The organism is Halorubrum sp. CBA1229 (assembly GCF_003721435.2).
Lineage (GTDB): Archaea > Halobacteriota > Halobacteria > Halobacteriales > Haloferacaceae > Halorubrum.
On sequence record NZ_CP054586.1, the window covers coordinates 137,481 to 151,536 of the forward strand.

Below are 14,056 nucleotides of genomic sequence, written 5' to 3' on the forward strand. Positions count from 1 at the left end.
TCAGCTGAGGCCAACTATTCAGTCGCGGGGGGCTCGTCTTCACGGCGTCTCCGCAGCCGACGAGATGGATGACGGATTCGCTGCTGAGGATGTCGATCTATGGATGGAAGCCGCAGTCGATCCCATCGGCTCAGAGCCCGATTCCAGCACTGAGGAGACGTGAGTCCAGATATACGTGAATGGAGTCGTCGTCGCCGTAATCGTTCCCATGTGTTCACACATAGGGGAACAATTTATTTAGCAGGCCCGTTTATATTACGCCATGAGCCAAGAATCGCTCGACGATACGATCAAATTCCGCGCTGGTCCGCTCAAAGAGGCCGCGACCGAACTCGATTCCGTCCATCTGGGTGGCATCAACATCAGCGAACTCGCACGCGAGGGGCTCACCCAGATGCTTCGGCGAACGATGACGGACGAGGATAAGATCGCGATTTACGAACGCTATTCGGCGGGCGACCTTTCGGAGGACGCCGCTCGCGTGCTCCTCGGTGAGGAGTTCGATCTGCTTCAAGAGGACATCGAGGCCTTCCGTGAAGCTACTGCGGACGACACAAGCGACTATCTCGTCTGAATGGCCAGCGACGACACACGGTATCCGATCCTTGTCGATACGGACGCGCTGATCGCTGTCGCGAACAGTTCCTTGTGGCCCGAGATTACCGAACACATCGGCCTCACAACGACGAACGTCTGCAAACAGGAACTGGAGCACCACGTCGAGAACACGCGTGAGACAGCGCCGGAGGGAAGCCGCCCGTACCGGCTTCATCACGGGAGCCGTGCCGCGCTCGATGCAATTGAGGACACCGAGACGTCGCTTACCCTGGTGACGAGCGTGCCCCGACCTCACGGAGCAGACGCCGGCGAGGAATCGCTCCGACAAGAAGTGGGACAGAACCCGGCGGCTGTCGACTACGTCATCATGATGGATGCAGCCGGTCGCCGTTCGATTCGTCGCCTCGTCGACGATCAGAACGAAGAGATCCGTGTCGTGGCACCGCCATTTCTGTTCTACATCCTCTACGACAACGATCTGATTTCGCGTCGTGAGTTCTGCGAAGCGTGCGGAGAGCTGTTAGAACGTGAGAGCTGGACCGGATACAACGCCGTGAAGGCTGCGTGGGAGGGGATTCCGATTGACTGCAGTGATATTCTGGATGACCACCTCCTCCCGTGACAACATGACTCAGAACACCTCATCGACACGCGATGGTTCGACACCGTTCGCGAGTTCCTTCGAGCGGTACCTCCAAGACAAGGGGAAAGGCCGCGGGGGCGACGGCGGGAACTACCGACGGAACGCCGCTCGCGAACTCGAGCGGTTCGCCGAGTGGGCCGCCGGCGATCGGAGTAACGACGACTGGACCGGGATCGTCCCCGATGCCGTCGACCGCGAGCCGACCTTCGACGATCTCGACGAACGCGTGTTCCGGGAGTACGCCCGACATCTCGATGGGGATCGGGGACTCAAGCAGAACACGGTACAAACCTATTACCGCTATATCTCTGCGTGGTGCGGGTGGTGCGTCAACGAGGGCTATCTCGAAGCGCATTACGCACAGCGGGCGAGTGCGATGGCGCCACTCCCCGAGGACGACGGCCGCAAACCCGGCGATCAGCAGGCCTGGACATCTGAACAGCGCCACGCTCTCACCCGCTACGTCGACGAACAGGCCCGCGACGCTGTTGAGGCGTACACGACACTCCCGGAGGATACTGCCCCGCTCGACAAGCAGCGAGCCCGCTACGCGGCGCTGAAGGCGGCTCGTGACCGGGCGCTGGTGTTCGTCCTCGCATACACTGCCGTCCGCGTCGGCGAACTCCTCCGGGACCCGAACGACCCGCGCCGGCACGGCGTCCGCTGGGAGGACCTCTCCCTTGACGACGGGAGTATGGACGTCTACCGGAAGAAACAGCAGTGGGACGCCGCGAGTCTCCCCGACCCAGTGATCTCACCGCTGCGGAGCTACCGCCAGCTGATGGACCCGCCGACGGACCGGTGGCCAGTCTTTCCGACGTTCGACCAACGAACGCTTGCGGGACTCGTGGAGGATGAACTGGCCGACCGCGGGAAACGACCGGAAGCAATCGCCGAGCAACGTGAGGCGTACGCTCGCGACCTCCTCCTAGCGCTTGATGAGGATATTCGGCCGCCGTCGATCACGACGGACGGCGCACGATCGATTCTCCAACGGCTCTCGGAGGCCGCAGAGATCGACATCGCCCATCCAAAACACGATTACCTCGCTCCGCACGGCGGTCGTCGAGGGATGGGAGAGGTGCTTGTCCGCGCCTTCGGCTACACGGTCGCAGCCCGGTATCTCGATAACTCGGAGGAGATGGTTCGGGAGCGATACTCGCATATTGAGGCCGGCGAACTCGGGGATGTAGCGACAGAAGCACTCTCAGAGGTCGACGACCTGGTAAATGACAGCCACGAATAGCCGACGGAGCAAGGTTGTCGGCTGTCACAGTACGGGGACGCTGGCTTTAAACGCCCCAGATGACAGCGATGCCGCCCGTGGCGACGACTGTGAGCAGTAACTGAAGCGGACCGCCGACCCGCAGGAAGTCCGTGAACTCGTAGTCGCCAGGACCGTACACCATGAGATTCGTCTGGTACCCCACCGGCGTCATGAACGACGTCGCGGACGCAAACATCACCGCGAGCAGGAACGCGAACTCGTTGGCGCCCAGCCGGGCGGCCGTATCGACGCCAACAGGGATCATCAGCACTGCCGTAGCCACCGGTGTGATGACGCTCGCCAGCACGCCGACGACGGCGTATAGCACGAACAGGACGCCAACCGGCGGGAGGATGGCGCGGGTGGCGACAATAAACTCTGCGACGACGGCTGCGCCACCCGTAGACTCCAACGCAATACCGAGTGGGATGACGCCCGCCAACAGGAAGATCACGTTCCACGAGACAGCGTCGTAGGCGTCAGCGGTCGTGAGACAGCCCGTGACCACCATCGCGACGACGCCTGCGAGCGCTGCGATCACGATCGGGAGGACGTTCAGTGCGGCGAGACCGACGACGCTCGCGAGGATCCCGACGGCGAGGGACGTCTTCGGGGAAAGGGGGGCGACATCGTCGACATCTGCGGCGGCCAGGTGCTCAAGGGCTTGCTCGTCGGCGACCACGAGGTCACCGGTGTCAGTGAAGTACCGGATCGCTACCGGCGTCGTCCGCACCAGCAGTAGATCTCCCGCCTGGAGCGTGCGGTCCTCGAGGTCCGTCCGGAGCAGGTCGCCGCCGCGTCGCACGGCAAGCACGCTCGTCTCGTGGTAATCGTGGAGGCCGGTCTCGGCGACGGTCTCGCCCACGAACGGTGAGTGTTCGGGGACAACTGCTTTTGCGAGCGTGCCGTCAGTGGTTGCCGACTCGAACGTCTCCCCGCTCACCGTCTCGCGAGTTCGCTGTCCGAGGTCCGCGTCCTCGCGGAGCTGATTGACCGCCTGTAGGGAACCGTGTACGACCAGGATGTCGCCCGCTTCGACGACGCGGTCGGAGTGCGGGCCGGCGTAGGCGTCGCCGTCACGGCGTGCTTGGAGGATTCGGGTCTCGGGGTGGACGCTGTCGAACGTCTCGACGGACAGGCCGACGGCGGAGGAGTTCGGTCGGACGTGCATGAACGTGAGGTAGTCGTCGAGATCGAACTCCGCGACGGGGTCGCTGTCCACGGGGACGCGAGCTGGGGTGAGGCGCCACCCGACGGTCAGCAGATACGCGAGGCCGACCACGAGCAAGACGGCGTCGAGGCCGGTGAACTCGAACATGCCGATGCCGTCGCGGCCGTCGATGAGCAGGCGCGCGAAGTCGCTAGCGAGGATGTTCGTCGACGTGCCGACGAGCGTGAGCGTGCCACCGAGGATGGCGGCGTACGACAACGGGAGCAGGAGTTTTGACGGGCTCAAATCGGTTTTCTCGGCAAGGCCCGTTACCATCGGAATAAAGACGGCGACGACTGGTGTGTTGTTCACGAATCCGGCGATGGGGCCCGTCGTACAGACGGTGGCGACGAGCGCCCGGTACTTCCGGCCGGCGGTGAAGTCCGCGAGGTGGACGCCGAGTCGTTCGACGACGCCTGTGTTCTGGACGCCGGCACTGAGCATGTACATCGCGATGATGGTGACCGTCGCGGGATTCGCGAAGCCCGAAATGGCGGCGCGTGTGCCGACGCCGGTCCACGGCTCGAGGATGACCAGCGCGGCGATGACGCTGATCGCGGTGATGTCGTTGGGGACGACTTCGGTGACGAACGCCACCAATACGGCGAAGATGAGTAGGAAGACGACCATGACGCCCGACACCTCGAGAATCGGCATACGCGGGATGACTCTCGTCGATCCCTTCACTGTTCCCCTCGGTCAGACATCGCTGACCGGAGCCTGAATCAACCCTCCCTCTGGGACACGTATCGTCAGATCTCAGTCCACAGGTACGGCTGAAAATTGCGCTAACGGAGAATTGGCGGTATAATCTCCTTCAATACCGGGTCGTAACGTACCTCTCGCCGAGGTAATCGAAGTTTTATTTCAAAAATAGTGACTCGAATATTCTGATAAATGTTAAATTCTCGATGGATTTATCTGGTTAGTCTAGGATAACACCGCCATGACGAACAGTCAGACTTCGTGGATCGATACTCATCCAGTCGCAGCGTTCTTCGTGGGTGCATACGCTTTCACGTGGATCATCTCAGCTCCGGCCGCGTTCATGGAAGAGAGCTGGGCTCCATGGATACTCATCTATTTTGGTAGCTTCGGCCCGCCGGTGAGTGCCGCGGTAGTGACATGGCTGCGAGGAGACGATGTCCGAACGTGGGCCCGTCAGATCGTCCGGTGGAACGTCGGCTGGCCGTGGTGGGTGGCCGCCTTTGGAATCCCGATCGGCATCGTGGCGATCACTACTATCATTCTTGCGACGATCGGCGGTCCGGTTGATCTCAACCAACCCTTACAGTCACCTGTTCTGATCGCCATCGTCTTCATATTCGGACTCACAGTCAGCGGCGGGTTAAACGAAGAACCGGGGTGGCGAGGATTCGCGCAGCCCCACCTGAACGAGCGATATAGTGCCTTGACAGCGAGTCTCATTATTGGTGTGGTCTGGGCGGGGTGGCATCTCCCGTACTTCCTCATCCCCATCACCCCTCATTCCGATTTCACGCTTGCCAATCAGATCGGATGGTTCGCCAGTATCGTCCTCCTGTCGGTCATTCTCGCGTGTGCCTACAACAACACGGGTAGCGTGCTTATCGTGATGGTTCTCCACGCAATGGTGAACACCGCCGATATCCTCCTCCCGTTGGCCCCAGATGTGCTCATCGTCGACGGCGTCATCGACGAGACCGCCGTCGCAACGGTCACGGCAACTCAAGTTCTGGTCACGCTGCTCGTTGTTCTCGCTATCGTCGGGTACTTCGGCCGAGAATCACTCGCACACGGGGATATCCCGGGGGTAGCCTACCTCAGAGGAGAATGACCCCACAGGCGAACGACCAACTACTGGCGGAGTTCGGCGTGTCGCGCCAGCTCGTGCTTCAGTGGACCGTTGTGAGTATCTTCGGCGTGCTCGTCTCGCTCGTTGGCTTTCTGCTCGTGTACTACCTCGCGACGGGTGACGCCGGCGTCACCGAGTTCGGCTTCGACGCGGCCGCCGGCTGGTGGAACCTCGGACTCACGTTCCTGTTCGCCGTGGGCTCGATGGTGCTCGTGATCGTTCTTCACGAACTCTGTCACGGGGCGGCGATCCGCGCGTTCGGTGGGACGGCACGGTACGGGCTCGGTGTCGTCTACGCCGTCTTTCCGTACGCGTTCGCAACAACCGACACCCGGTTTACTCGCAACCAGTTTCTCGTCGTTGCACTCGCACCGCTGGTCCTGTTGACTCTCCTCGGTGTCCCCGCGATGGTCCTGTTCGAGTGGCCGTGGCTCGCCGTCCCGCTGGCGTTGAACGCCGGTGGCGCGGTCGGTGACGTTTGGATGGCGCTGACGCTGTTGAGCTATCCAGCCGGCGTCTCCGTCATCGACAGCGAAACAGGTCTCGAAGTGTACGGACCACCCGGGCTCGAACGCTGGGAGACCGCTCCGGCAACCGTCGTGTGGGACCTCGTCGTCGGAACTGCCGGTGGCGTGTTGGCGCTCTCCGTCGCGATCGGGATCGTCGTCCCGCTCGCGTTAGCGGCGATCGGAGTCGATTCACTGACGGTCGGGATCCCCGACACGCTGCTGTTCGTGTTCGGCTTCCGTCGGCCGCCGGACGGTGGCGTCGAGTTCTCGATGGGCTCCGGTGTGTTTCTCGTCGGGGGCGCAGTCGGCATCGTCTACGCATACGTCCGGGCTCGGCGACGGTCCGGATGAGCTATTTTGCTCAACTATATCCGCCTAGAACAGTAGCATCGCGACCACGGACACTCCGACGAGAACGACGTGAAATGCGGCGTGGGCGACCATTGCCGTCTCCAGCGACCGACGCCAGAACAGCCAGCCGAGCGCCACGCCAACGATCGTGTTCAACAGGACGGTTCGGACGACCAGTGCGGGCGTGAGATCGAACGTCGACGCGAGCGCGGGCAGGTGACCAAGGCCGAACGCGACCGCACTGGCGAGGATCGCAACCCACAGTACCGCCGCGGGCGGCTCCTCCATCCGTTCACCGACCCGGTTTCGAACCCACCAGAGGACGAACACGATCGGAGCCATGACGCCCCACCGGAGGAGGATCTCCTCTGTGATCCCGCCGTAGAGGAGTCGCATCGGAATCGACGCGAACAGATCCTCGAGCGCCGCCGCATCCCCGGCGGGGTTGACTGATTCGAGTTCCGTAAACGGGGTGAACGCGACGTCGAGGACGGTGACCAGACCGAATAGTCCAGCACCCAACCCGACCGCGAGCGGCAGTGCTCGTCGATACGCGTCCCAGTCCGGAGTGCCGCCGGACGCCCACGCAAAGACGTGTGAGTGTAGCCCCGTCCGGGGAGCCGTCGCCGCACCGAGAGCCACAAACACGGCGAGGAGTATCGTCGAGTTCGCAGCCGCGATTAACACGAGCGTCGGATACGACAGGACCGCCAGTTCGGGGATCGATCGGAGAGACGGTACGGAGTAGATCGCAAGCGCGGCGACGCCGATCATCCCGAGGACGTACAGCGCGACTGCGCCACGGGCGGCGGAACCCCACCCCGATGATTCGTTGTTCATACCTCTCCTCTTGATGGTTGATGCTCGGATAGGACGTCGAACGACCCCTCAATATCACCGAGCACAAGCAGCGCGTAGTACCGGAGATACGTCACGACGGGGACCTGCGCGAGCGTCCCGACAACGAGCATCGCCAGCCCGAACAGGAGTGCGAGTGCGACGAGAACGACGAACCCGACCGTCGACGACAACGAGACGGTCACGTGCGCGATCGCGGCGATGATGAGAATGGGGATGAGAAGCACGACTGCGACGATCCCGACCACGATCGAGGCGATGATCCCGGTCGCGACCGTCAACAAGAACGCGATCACGACGTATGCTAGATACTGTTTCCATGCGATCTTGATCGATCCCCAGAGACGACGCCACGCCGCGAGGACGCCCGAGTCTGCCTGAATCATGAGCGGCACGACGAATACGGTCGTGAGCCCCGACACCAACGCGTACAGGACGCCGATGAGCAACACCACCGGGATCCCAACGAGAAACGCCGTGGCCGGGATCGTGGGATCGCGTCCGGTCAGGATCGGGACAACGAGCAGTGCGAGCCAACCGACGAACAGCACGATCATCGGAAGCCCGATCGCGATCCGGAACCCGAACAGGCGGAGCCCCTGCCGCCAGCGCTGGCGCCAGTAGCGTCGGAGCGACACCTCGCCCGTGCGGAGCGACTCGATCAGTACGAACTCCATAATCGCGCCAATCAACGCGAATAGCCCTCCGAGAAGGAGTCCGGCGGCGACAAGTGCGACGACGAGCGTCACCACGTCGACTGGGAGGCTGAACGGGAGATCACCAGTAGAGACATCTCCCGGCGGCGTTGACGTGTTGAACTGAGCCGTCGGGAAGCTCACGCCGCTCCCGACGAAGAACACGACAAGCGCGAGCTTCAGCCAGCGGCGTACGGTAATCGGTGTCAGAAACTCTCGGGTGACACCAAACGCTTCTTCAACGTTTTCGACTGCGTGGAGGGCCATGGCTGGAGATACTCAAACTGAATAGTTAGCCCTTCTGGTGGTGGGCGTGATGTTCTGAGCGGTACACTCTTTTCAGTTCACCTCAAATTCTGTTCGAATGCCTGACAACGTTCTCATCGCCTTCGACGGTTCACCGCTTTCAGAGCGTGCGCTTACGTACGCTATCGAGAACTTCGCGGAGGCAACCCTCACCACGATATACGTCATTAATCCGATTGACTCGGTTATCGACGTGGAGGCCGGCGGCTTACCAGTCGCTGAAGACTGGTACGATAATGCCCGAGATCGCGCAACCAGAATCCACACGACGGCCACAGATCTCGCTGGAGAACACAATCTCGAACTCAATACTGTCACAGAAGTTGGTAGGCCCGCACGCGGGATCCTCGAATATGCCGCCGACCACGGGATAGATCAGATTGTAATGGGAAGCCACGGCCGCTCAGGCATCGATCGTACGCTCCTCGGCAGCGTTGCCGAGACTGTCACCCGCCGAGCACGGATCCCGGTAACGATCATCGGATGATTCGATCTGAACGAACGGATCGCATCTCAGGGGTTTCTGAGTGGCCGAGAACCCAAGCTCACCTACCGTCGAAGGAATACTCACTGGCATACCTAAAACGTCAAATCCCGGTACACTGTTGGTATAGAAAACGTGGCTGTTTCTGAATCTCCCCCACTTTCAACGTGTACCGTCCGCATCGAACGACGGGGTGGCCGTGGCGAAGCGGGCGCTCGGGCACTCGAACGACACCTCCAGGGTCTCTCCGGCATCCACGACGTGGCTGTCTCCTTCCGAACGGGGAGCGCTACGATCACCTATGATGAAGCAATCACATCCGCGGAAGCGATTCGAGAGGCTGTCCGCGACCGGAACGTCTCGATCCGAGACGGCTCTGAGACGGACACGGACGACGTGAGCACGCGGTCAGAACTCAGAGGGGAAGCGATGTTCGTCGGGCTGACGCTGCTCGGGATGGTGATCGGTCTGGTGACGGGATGGCTCGCCGGCCCATCACTCCTCAGGTGGACCGGCTATGGCGTCGCATATGTCTTCGGTGGTTGGTACGGGCTCAAAGGTGCGATCGAGACGCTCCGCCACCGTGCGGTCGATATCGACCTCCTGATGATCGTCGCGGCCCTCGGTGCGCTCTCGATCGGTGCGCCGTTCGAGGGCGCCATGCTCCTCTTCCTGTTCTCGCTGTCGAACACGCTCCAACACTACGCGATCGGGCGCTCACGCCGGGCAATCAAGTCTCTCATCGAGATGCGGCCGGACGAAGCTCAAGTGCTCCGCAACGGAGAGGAAATCACAGTTCCCATCGCCGACGTCGCTGTCGGCGACGTGTTCGTCGTCCGGCCCGGCGACCGCATCCCACTCGATGGAATCGTCACGTCGGGTGAGGGAACGGTCGATCAGGCCTCGCTCACCGGCGAGTCCGTCCCGGTGCCGAAAGAGTCCGGTGACGAGGTGTTCGGCGGGACGATCAACGAGAGCGGGAGCCTTGAGATCGAGGTCACACGGCAGGCCCACGAATCGGCGATCAGCCGTCTCATCAATATGGTCGAAAACGCGCAAAGCGAGAAGGCGCCGACACAACGGCTCATCGACCGCCTCGAACAGCCGTACGTTCTCGGCGTGTTCGCGCTCACGATCGCGGCGATCGCCATCCCGCTCGCGCTCGGAAGCGAGTTCACTAGCACGTTCTACCGCGCGATGACGCTTATGGTCGCCGCGTCGCCGTGTGCCGTCATCATCTCTACGCCGGCGGCGGTGCTATCAGCAATCGCCTCCGGTGGCCGGCAGGGCGTTCTATTCAAAGGTGGCGAACACGTCGAGACGGCCGCGAACATCGACGCGGTCGCGTTCGACAAGACGGGCACGCTCACGCGGGGCGAAACACAGCTGACGGACGTGTTCGTGCGGGACGGCCTCGCGGACGAGTCGCTGACTGCCGACGAGTTGCTCTCGCTCGCGGCCGCCGTGCAGGCCCGCTCGGAGCACCATCTCGCTCGTGCGACTGTAACGGAAGCGGACGATCGCGGACTGGACGTTCCCGATGGGCGACGGTTTCAGTCGGAGGCCGGGAAAGGCGTCTGCGCCGAGGTCGAAGACGGGACCATCCATATCGGGAATCGGAGTTACGTCGAGACTGTGCTCGAAGACGTAGTGATCGAGGGGCTCGAACCGGGTCTCGACCGGCTCCAGTCCCTTGAGGCGGAGGGGAAGACGAGCGTCCTCGTCGTACGCGAGCACGGCGACGATGTCACGGTACTGGGCTGGCTGGCGTTCACCGATACGGTCCGCCCTGGGGCTGTAGAAATGATCGAGGAGCTCCGGTCGCTTGGCGTGGAGCACATCGTCATGCTGACCGGCGACAACGAACGCGTCGCACAGCAAATCGCCGACGAAGTCGGTATCGACGAGGTGCAGGCGGAACTACTGCCGGAAGAGAAGGTCGCAACTATTGAAGAGCTGGTCGAGCGACACGAGAACGTGGCGATGGTGGGTGACGGCGTGAACGACGCACCGGCACTGGCGACGGCGACGCTCGGAATCGCCATGGGTGGCGCCGGGACTGACGTTGCACTCGAAACGGCTGACGTCGTCCTGATGGGCGACGACATCGGGAAGATTCCCTACGTGCTCGGACTCGGTCGCCGAACGCGCCGGACGCTGATAGTCAACCTCGCAATCGCCTTTGGTGCGATTGCGCTAATGGTTGGCACGATTCTGTTACGAGGTATCCCCTTACCGCTGGCCGTGGTCGGCCACGAGGGTTCGACGGTCCTTGTGTCCCTGAACGGGCTTCGATTACTCGGATTCCGCAGATAATCGGTCGCTGAAGGCGACTAATAAACCGATGACGCCGATCAGCAACAACTAGTGTCGCCGGGAGTCCACTCGCACGCATTCCCGGTAGTGAGGTCGTTCTCGTCGATATCTGCGGACAGACAGGCGTAGTTACAGAAATACGTGGGTGAGCCACACTCGTCATCGCAATCGCGGACGCAGATTGGATCGTGGTCGAAGATCCGGGATTCACAGTACGCACATATCTCGTCTGTTTCGGGTGTTGAGACAGTCGTCGACATACTCGTGCTGTGGAGCTGCCCACAGAAAACGTTTCTTCGGGCTGTGATCGGTGAAGGAGTCTCGATCACCCCCTCCTCCTCGAATTAGCAGTCTTCCCACCACTTTTTCGAACAGCGTTGAAGACAGTCTCCTGTTACAAATTCTCAGGTTTCGGTTCGCGTCGTCCGTCGATACCCTTCGTACAGGGCCGGTAATCCGAGAGGAAGTGCGAGGATTCCAAACCCGAGAAGGGCATATCGGTCTCTATCCTGGTGTCGCACGACGAGGATGGTCGTGACGATGCCAAATAGCGCAATGACGTAGGCTGTGTTGCTCCAGAGCACGTTGTAGGTCGAACAGTACAGCCAGCAAACGAACGTGTAGGCCGGGGCGTTCCAGGTCGGTGGATGGAGTTTCGGCCAGAAGAACCGACAGTACGTCGTCCATCCCAGTATTGCCACAGTCGGCAACCCGACGAGCCACACCGCTGCCCTACGATTCCCGTCGCCGTATCGCCGGTATCCAGCGAGAAAGAGTGCGGGAAAGCAGAAGACCCACAGCCAGATGCCGATAGTGTAGGTCACCGGCCAGTGCTCGATCCGGGGCTGTGCAACCGGCAGCCGTACTGACTCGGGCAGCGTCGCCCACGGGAACGAGGGGTCGGGAACAGGATTCGTGAGGAACGCGACCAGACAGAGGACTGTCCCGACGAGTAGTCCGTACAGACCCAGCGTCGTGTATCGGTCAAGCCACGCTGGAAGCTTCGGACGCGTCGACTGTTGACGGCGGTCGGAGAATCCGATCATCGGTCAAGTTTGCCGGACGGGAACTAGGTATCTCGTTCGAGTGCTTCGCGTCGCTGTTCGTATTCCTCGTCGGTCAGATCACCGCGGGCGTAGGCGAGCCGGAGCTCCTCGAGGGCTTGGTTTGAGCTACTCTCACTTCCCGTAATCGCGCGGTAGATGAGGTAGCCACCGCCGACGAGGGCGGCGAGGAACAGTAACTGCATCACGATGCCGACGATGAACATCCAGCCAGGCATCGTCCCGTCGCCCCACATATGACCGCCCCACGTACCACCCATCATCGGACCGAACCCCATCATTCCGAAGCCCATGAAGAACAACGGGACGATGAATACGGCGCCGATGATAACGAGAAGGAGCGTGACAAGTCGCGTGTCGTCTGAATTTGTCGGCATATTGTGATCCCTCCGTGAGTTTGGGTCTCAAGTAGTACTACGTCCTAACTATTCAATGCGGTTGTGCCTTCGACCTGCGTATTCCACCCACCGCTAATCTTTTGAATTCATACATGCCGCGGCTCTAACCCGAACTATCTGAAGGAAAACTGCAAAAGATGATCCACACGATGATACATCTATGCAGGTGACGATGGTTGAGGGTATCTTCGAAGCCCTCCGAATCGGTGTCGGGTTCCTCTGGACGGCGGCGTGGGCGATCATTATGGGCCTCACGATCACGAGTCTCGTCCAGGTCTACGTCTCCAAGGAGCGAATGGCACAGGTGCTGGGCGACGGTGATCTGAGTGGGCTCACCAAGGCGACCGCGTTCGGCGCGGCGAGCAGCGGCTGCAGTTTCGGCGCTGTCGCTATCGGGAAGGGACTGTTCAAGAAGGGAGCACACGCGGTCAACTTTCTCGCGTTTATGTTCGCGTCGACGAATCTCATCGTCGAGCTCGGATTGATGATTCTGATTCTGCTTGGTTGGGAGTTCCTAGTCGCAGAGTTACTCGGTGGACTCATTCTCATCGCTGTGATGGCAGTAATCGTCCACTTCACGCTCCCGGAGAATCTCTTCGACGAGGTCCGGGAGACGCTCAACGAGCGCGACCGTGAGACGGGTGTCACCGAAGACCCGACCTGCGGGATGGAAGGCAAAGACGAGTATACGCTCACGACCGACGGCGGTGAGACGCTCAAATTCTGCTCGGAGGGCTGTATGGAGACCTACCGCCAGGAGACGTCGAGTCGCGGCGGGTGGCGTGACGAGTTGTTGTCGTGGGGTGGCTGGTACAAAGTCGGGAATCAGTACCGCAAGGAGTGGTCGATGATCTGGAAGGACATCGTCGCTGGCTTCCTTATTTCTGGGTTCGTCATCGTCTTCGTCCCGCAGTGGGTGTGGAACACGCTGTTCATTCAGGGCGACGGCCTGCTCGTGACTGCCGAGAACGCGATTATGGGTGTCACCGTCGCCGTCCTCAGTTTCGTTGGCAGTATGGGTAATGTCCCGTTCGCCGTCGCGCTGTGGGGCGGTGGCGTCAGCTTCGCCGGGATCATCGCGTTCGTCTACGCCGACCTCATCACGATTCCCGTGCTGAACGTCTACCGGAAGTACTACGGCTGGAAGATCATGCTGTACATCCTCGGCGTCTTTTTCGTGACGATGGCGTTCACCGGCTTCCTCATGGAGCTGCTGTTCGACGCGCTGGGAATCGTTCCGGATCTGGCGGGCGGCGAGACGGCGACCGAGCAGACGTACTTCAAACTCAACTACACGTTCTATCTCAACCTCATCGCGTTCGCGCTCTCCGGGTTCCTGCTGTATGTTTATCGTCGCGGTCTCGGTGCGCCCGGCCAGTACCGCGACCCCGTCTGTGGGATGCGGACTGACGATAGCGAGCCATCGGCGACGCACGACGGCGAGACGTACTACTTCTGCTCGCAGACCTGTAAGGAGACGTTCGAAAAGGACCCAGATGAATTCGCCCATCAACACCCAGAGGCGGGAGCGTCTCAGGATCATGACCACCATTGAACATCGAT

General features: G+C 61.2%; 14 protein-coding genes. 8 read left to right on the forward strand and 6 right to left on the reverse strand.

Features of this window, described 5'->3' with window-relative positions:
- The first annotated feature begins 262 nt into the window (after positions 1–262).
- Genes Hrr1229_RS16905 through Hrr1229_RS16915 form a run of 3 tightly spaced genes read left to right on the forward strand, consistent with a single transcriptional unit; the run spans position 263 to position 2,447 of the window.
- The gene (locus Hrr1229_RS16905; protein WP_123115125.1) at positions 263–574 is read left to right on the forward strand and encodes a hypothetical protein; all 312 of its coding nucleotides are present in this window, start codon (positions 263–265) and stop codon (positions 572–574) included.
- Positions 575–1,180 carry a hypothetical protein gene (locus Hrr1229_RS16910; RefSeq protein WP_123115126.1) on the forward strand — a complete coding sequence of 202 codons (606 nt, stop codon included), beginning with the start codon at positions 575–577 and terminating at the stop codon, positions 1,178–1,180.
- Between the two features lie 4 nt (positions 1,181–1,184).
- Entirely contained in the window at positions 1,185–2,447 is a 1,263-nt protein-coding gene (locus tag Hrr1229_RS16915; RefSeq protein ID WP_123115225.1) for a phage integrase SAM-like domain-containing protein, read from the forward strand.
- A gap of 46 nt (positions 2,448–2,493) precedes the next feature.
- Here Hrr1229_RS16915 and Hrr1229_RS16920 read toward each other — a convergent pair whose 3' ends face one another.
- On the reverse strand, positions 2,494–4,335 hold the full coding sequence (locus Hrr1229_RS16920) for an SLC13 family permease (RefSeq protein ID WP_123115127.1): 1,842 nt from the start codon (positions 4,333–4,335) through the stop codon (positions 2,494–2,496).
- 289 nt (positions 4,336–4,624) lie between these two features.
- Here Hrr1229_RS16920 and Hrr1229_RS16925 point away from each other — a divergent pair, with 289 nt between their 5' ends.
- Both Hrr1229_RS16925 and Hrr1229_RS16930 read left to right on the forward strand, forming a co-directional pair.
- Complete coding sequence (locus Hrr1229_RS16925; protein ID WP_176329444.1) at positions 4,625–5,494, forward strand: type II CAAX endopeptidase family protein; 870 nt, start codon at positions 4,625–4,627, stop codon at positions 5,492–5,494.
- A complete protein-coding gene (locus tag Hrr1229_RS16930; protein WP_123115128.1) occupies positions 5,491–6,372 on the forward strand; it encodes a DUF3267 domain-containing protein in 882 nt (293 codons plus the stop codon). The genes Hrr1229_RS16925 and Hrr1229_RS16930 overlap by 4 nt, the downstream gene beginning before the upstream one ends.
- A gap of 24 nt (positions 6,373–6,396) precedes the next feature.
- On the opposite strand, the gene Hrr1229_RS16935 is transcribed toward Hrr1229_RS16930, so the two are convergent.
- Both Hrr1229_RS16935 and Hrr1229_RS16940 read right to left on the reverse strand, forming a co-directional pair.
- On the reverse strand, positions 6,397–7,212 hold the full coding sequence (locus Hrr1229_RS16935; protein WP_123115129.1) for a CPBP family intramembrane glutamic endopeptidase: 816 nt from the start codon (positions 7,210–7,212) through the stop codon (positions 6,397–6,399).
- The gene (locus Hrr1229_RS16940) at positions 7,209–8,192 is read right to left on the reverse strand and encodes a hypothetical protein (RefSeq protein WP_123115130.1); all 984 of its coding nucleotides are present in this window, start codon (positions 8,190–8,192) and stop codon (positions 7,209–7,211) included. Before Hrr1229_RS16940 ends, Hrr1229_RS16935 begins: the two co-directional genes overlap by 4 nt.
- Positions 8,193–8,289: 97 nt before the next feature.
- Here Hrr1229_RS16940 and Hrr1229_RS16945 point away from each other — a divergent pair, with 97 nt between their 5' ends.
- The gene (locus Hrr1229_RS16945) at positions 8,290–8,718 is read left to right on the forward strand and encodes a universal stress protein (protein WP_123115131.1); all 429 of its coding nucleotides are present in this window, start codon (positions 8,290–8,292) and stop codon (positions 8,716–8,718) included.
- A 132-nt stretch (positions 8,719–8,850) separates the two neighbouring features.
- Positions 8,851–11,031, forward strand: a complete 2,181-nt coding sequence (locus Hrr1229_RS16950; protein ID WP_123115132.1) for a heavy metal translocating P-type ATPase — start codon at positions 8,851–8,853, stop codon at positions 11,029–11,031.
- 38 nt (positions 11,032–11,069) lie between these two features.
- Here the strand turns inward: Hrr1229_RS16950 and Hrr1229_RS18305 are convergent, their stop codons facing one another.
- The 3 genes from Hrr1229_RS18305 to Hrr1229_RS16960 all read right to left on the reverse strand — a co-directional run bounded on the left by Hrr1229_RS18305 (position 11,070) and on the right by Hrr1229_RS16960 (position 12,472).
- On the reverse strand, positions 11,070–11,291 hold the full coding sequence (locus Hrr1229_RS18305; protein ID WP_123115133.1) for a hypothetical protein: 222 nt from the start codon (positions 11,289–11,291) through the stop codon (positions 11,070–11,072).
- Positions 11,292–11,435: 144 nt separating this feature from the next.
- The gene (locus tag Hrr1229_RS16955) at positions 11,436–12,077 is read right to left on the reverse strand and encodes a hypothetical protein (RefSeq protein ID WP_123115134.1); all 642 of its coding nucleotides are present in this window, start codon (positions 12,075–12,077) and stop codon (positions 11,436–11,438) included.
- Between the two features lie 23 nt (positions 12,078–12,100).
- Positions 12,101–12,472, reverse strand: a complete 372-nt coding sequence (locus Hrr1229_RS16960; protein WP_123115135.1) for an SHOCT domain-containing protein — start codon at positions 12,470–12,472, stop codon at positions 12,101–12,103.
- A gap of 181 nt (positions 12,473–12,653) precedes the next feature.
- Between Hrr1229_RS16960 and Hrr1229_RS16965 the strand changes: the two genes are divergently transcribed.
- Positions 12,654–14,048, forward strand: a complete 1,395-nt coding sequence (locus tag Hrr1229_RS16965) for a permease (RefSeq protein ID WP_123115136.1) — start codon at positions 12,654–12,656, stop codon at positions 14,046–14,048.
- Positions 14,049–14,056: the final 8 nt, after the last annotated feature.

Excerpts from the sequence above, each read along its gene's own strand:
- Hrr1229_RS16905 (WP_123115125.1), top strand. The coding sequence starts at position 263 with ATGAGCCAAGAATCGCTCGACGATACGATCAAATTCCGCGCTGGTCCG.
- Hrr1229_RS16910 (WP_123115126.1), top strand. The coding sequence starts at position 575 with ATGGCCAGCGACGACACACGGTATCCGATCCTTGTCGATACGGACGCG.
- Hrr1229_RS16915 (WP_123115225.1), top strand. The coding sequence starts at position 1,185 with ATGACTCAGAACACCTCATCGACACGCGATGGTTCGACACCGTTCGCG.
- Hrr1229_RS16920 (WP_123115127.1), bottom strand. The coding sequence starts at position 4,335 with ATGCCGATTCTCGAGGTGTCGGGCGTCATGGTCGTCTTCCTACTCATC.
- Hrr1229_RS16925 (WP_176329444.1), top strand. The coding sequence starts at position 4,625 with ATGACGAACAGTCAGACTTCGTGGATCGATACTCATCCAGTCGCAGCG.
- Hrr1229_RS16930 (WP_123115128.1), top strand. The coding sequence starts at position 5,491 with ATGACCCCACAGGCGAACGACCAACTACTGGCGGAGTTCGGCGTGTCG.
- Hrr1229_RS16935 (WP_123115129.1), bottom strand. The coding sequence starts at position 7,212 with ATGAACAACGAATCATCGGGGTGGGGTTCCGCCGCCCGTGGCGCAGTC.
- Hrr1229_RS16940 (WP_123115130.1), bottom strand. The coding sequence starts at position 8,192 with ATGGCCCTCCACGCAGTCGAAAACGTTGAAGAAGCGTTTGGTGTCACC.
- Hrr1229_RS16945 (WP_123115131.1), top strand. The coding sequence starts at position 8,290 with ATGCCTGACAACGTTCTCATCGCCTTCGACGGTTCACCGCTTTCAGAG.
- Hrr1229_RS18305 (WP_123115133.1), bottom strand. The coding sequence starts at position 11,291 with ATGTCGACGACTGTCTCAACACCCGAAACAGACGAGATATGTGCGTAC.
- Hrr1229_RS16955 (WP_123115134.1), bottom strand. The coding sequence starts at position 12,077 with ATGATCGGATTCTCCGACCGCCGTCAACAGTCGACGCGTCCGAAGCTT.
- Hrr1229_RS16960 (WP_123115135.1), bottom strand. The coding sequence starts at position 12,472 with ATGCCGACAAATTCAGACGACACGCGACTTGTCACGCTCCTTCTCGTT.
- Hrr1229_RS16965 (WP_123115136.1), top strand. The coding sequence starts at position 12,654 with ATGCAGGTGACGATGGTTGAGGGTATCTTCGAAGCCCTCCGAATCGGT.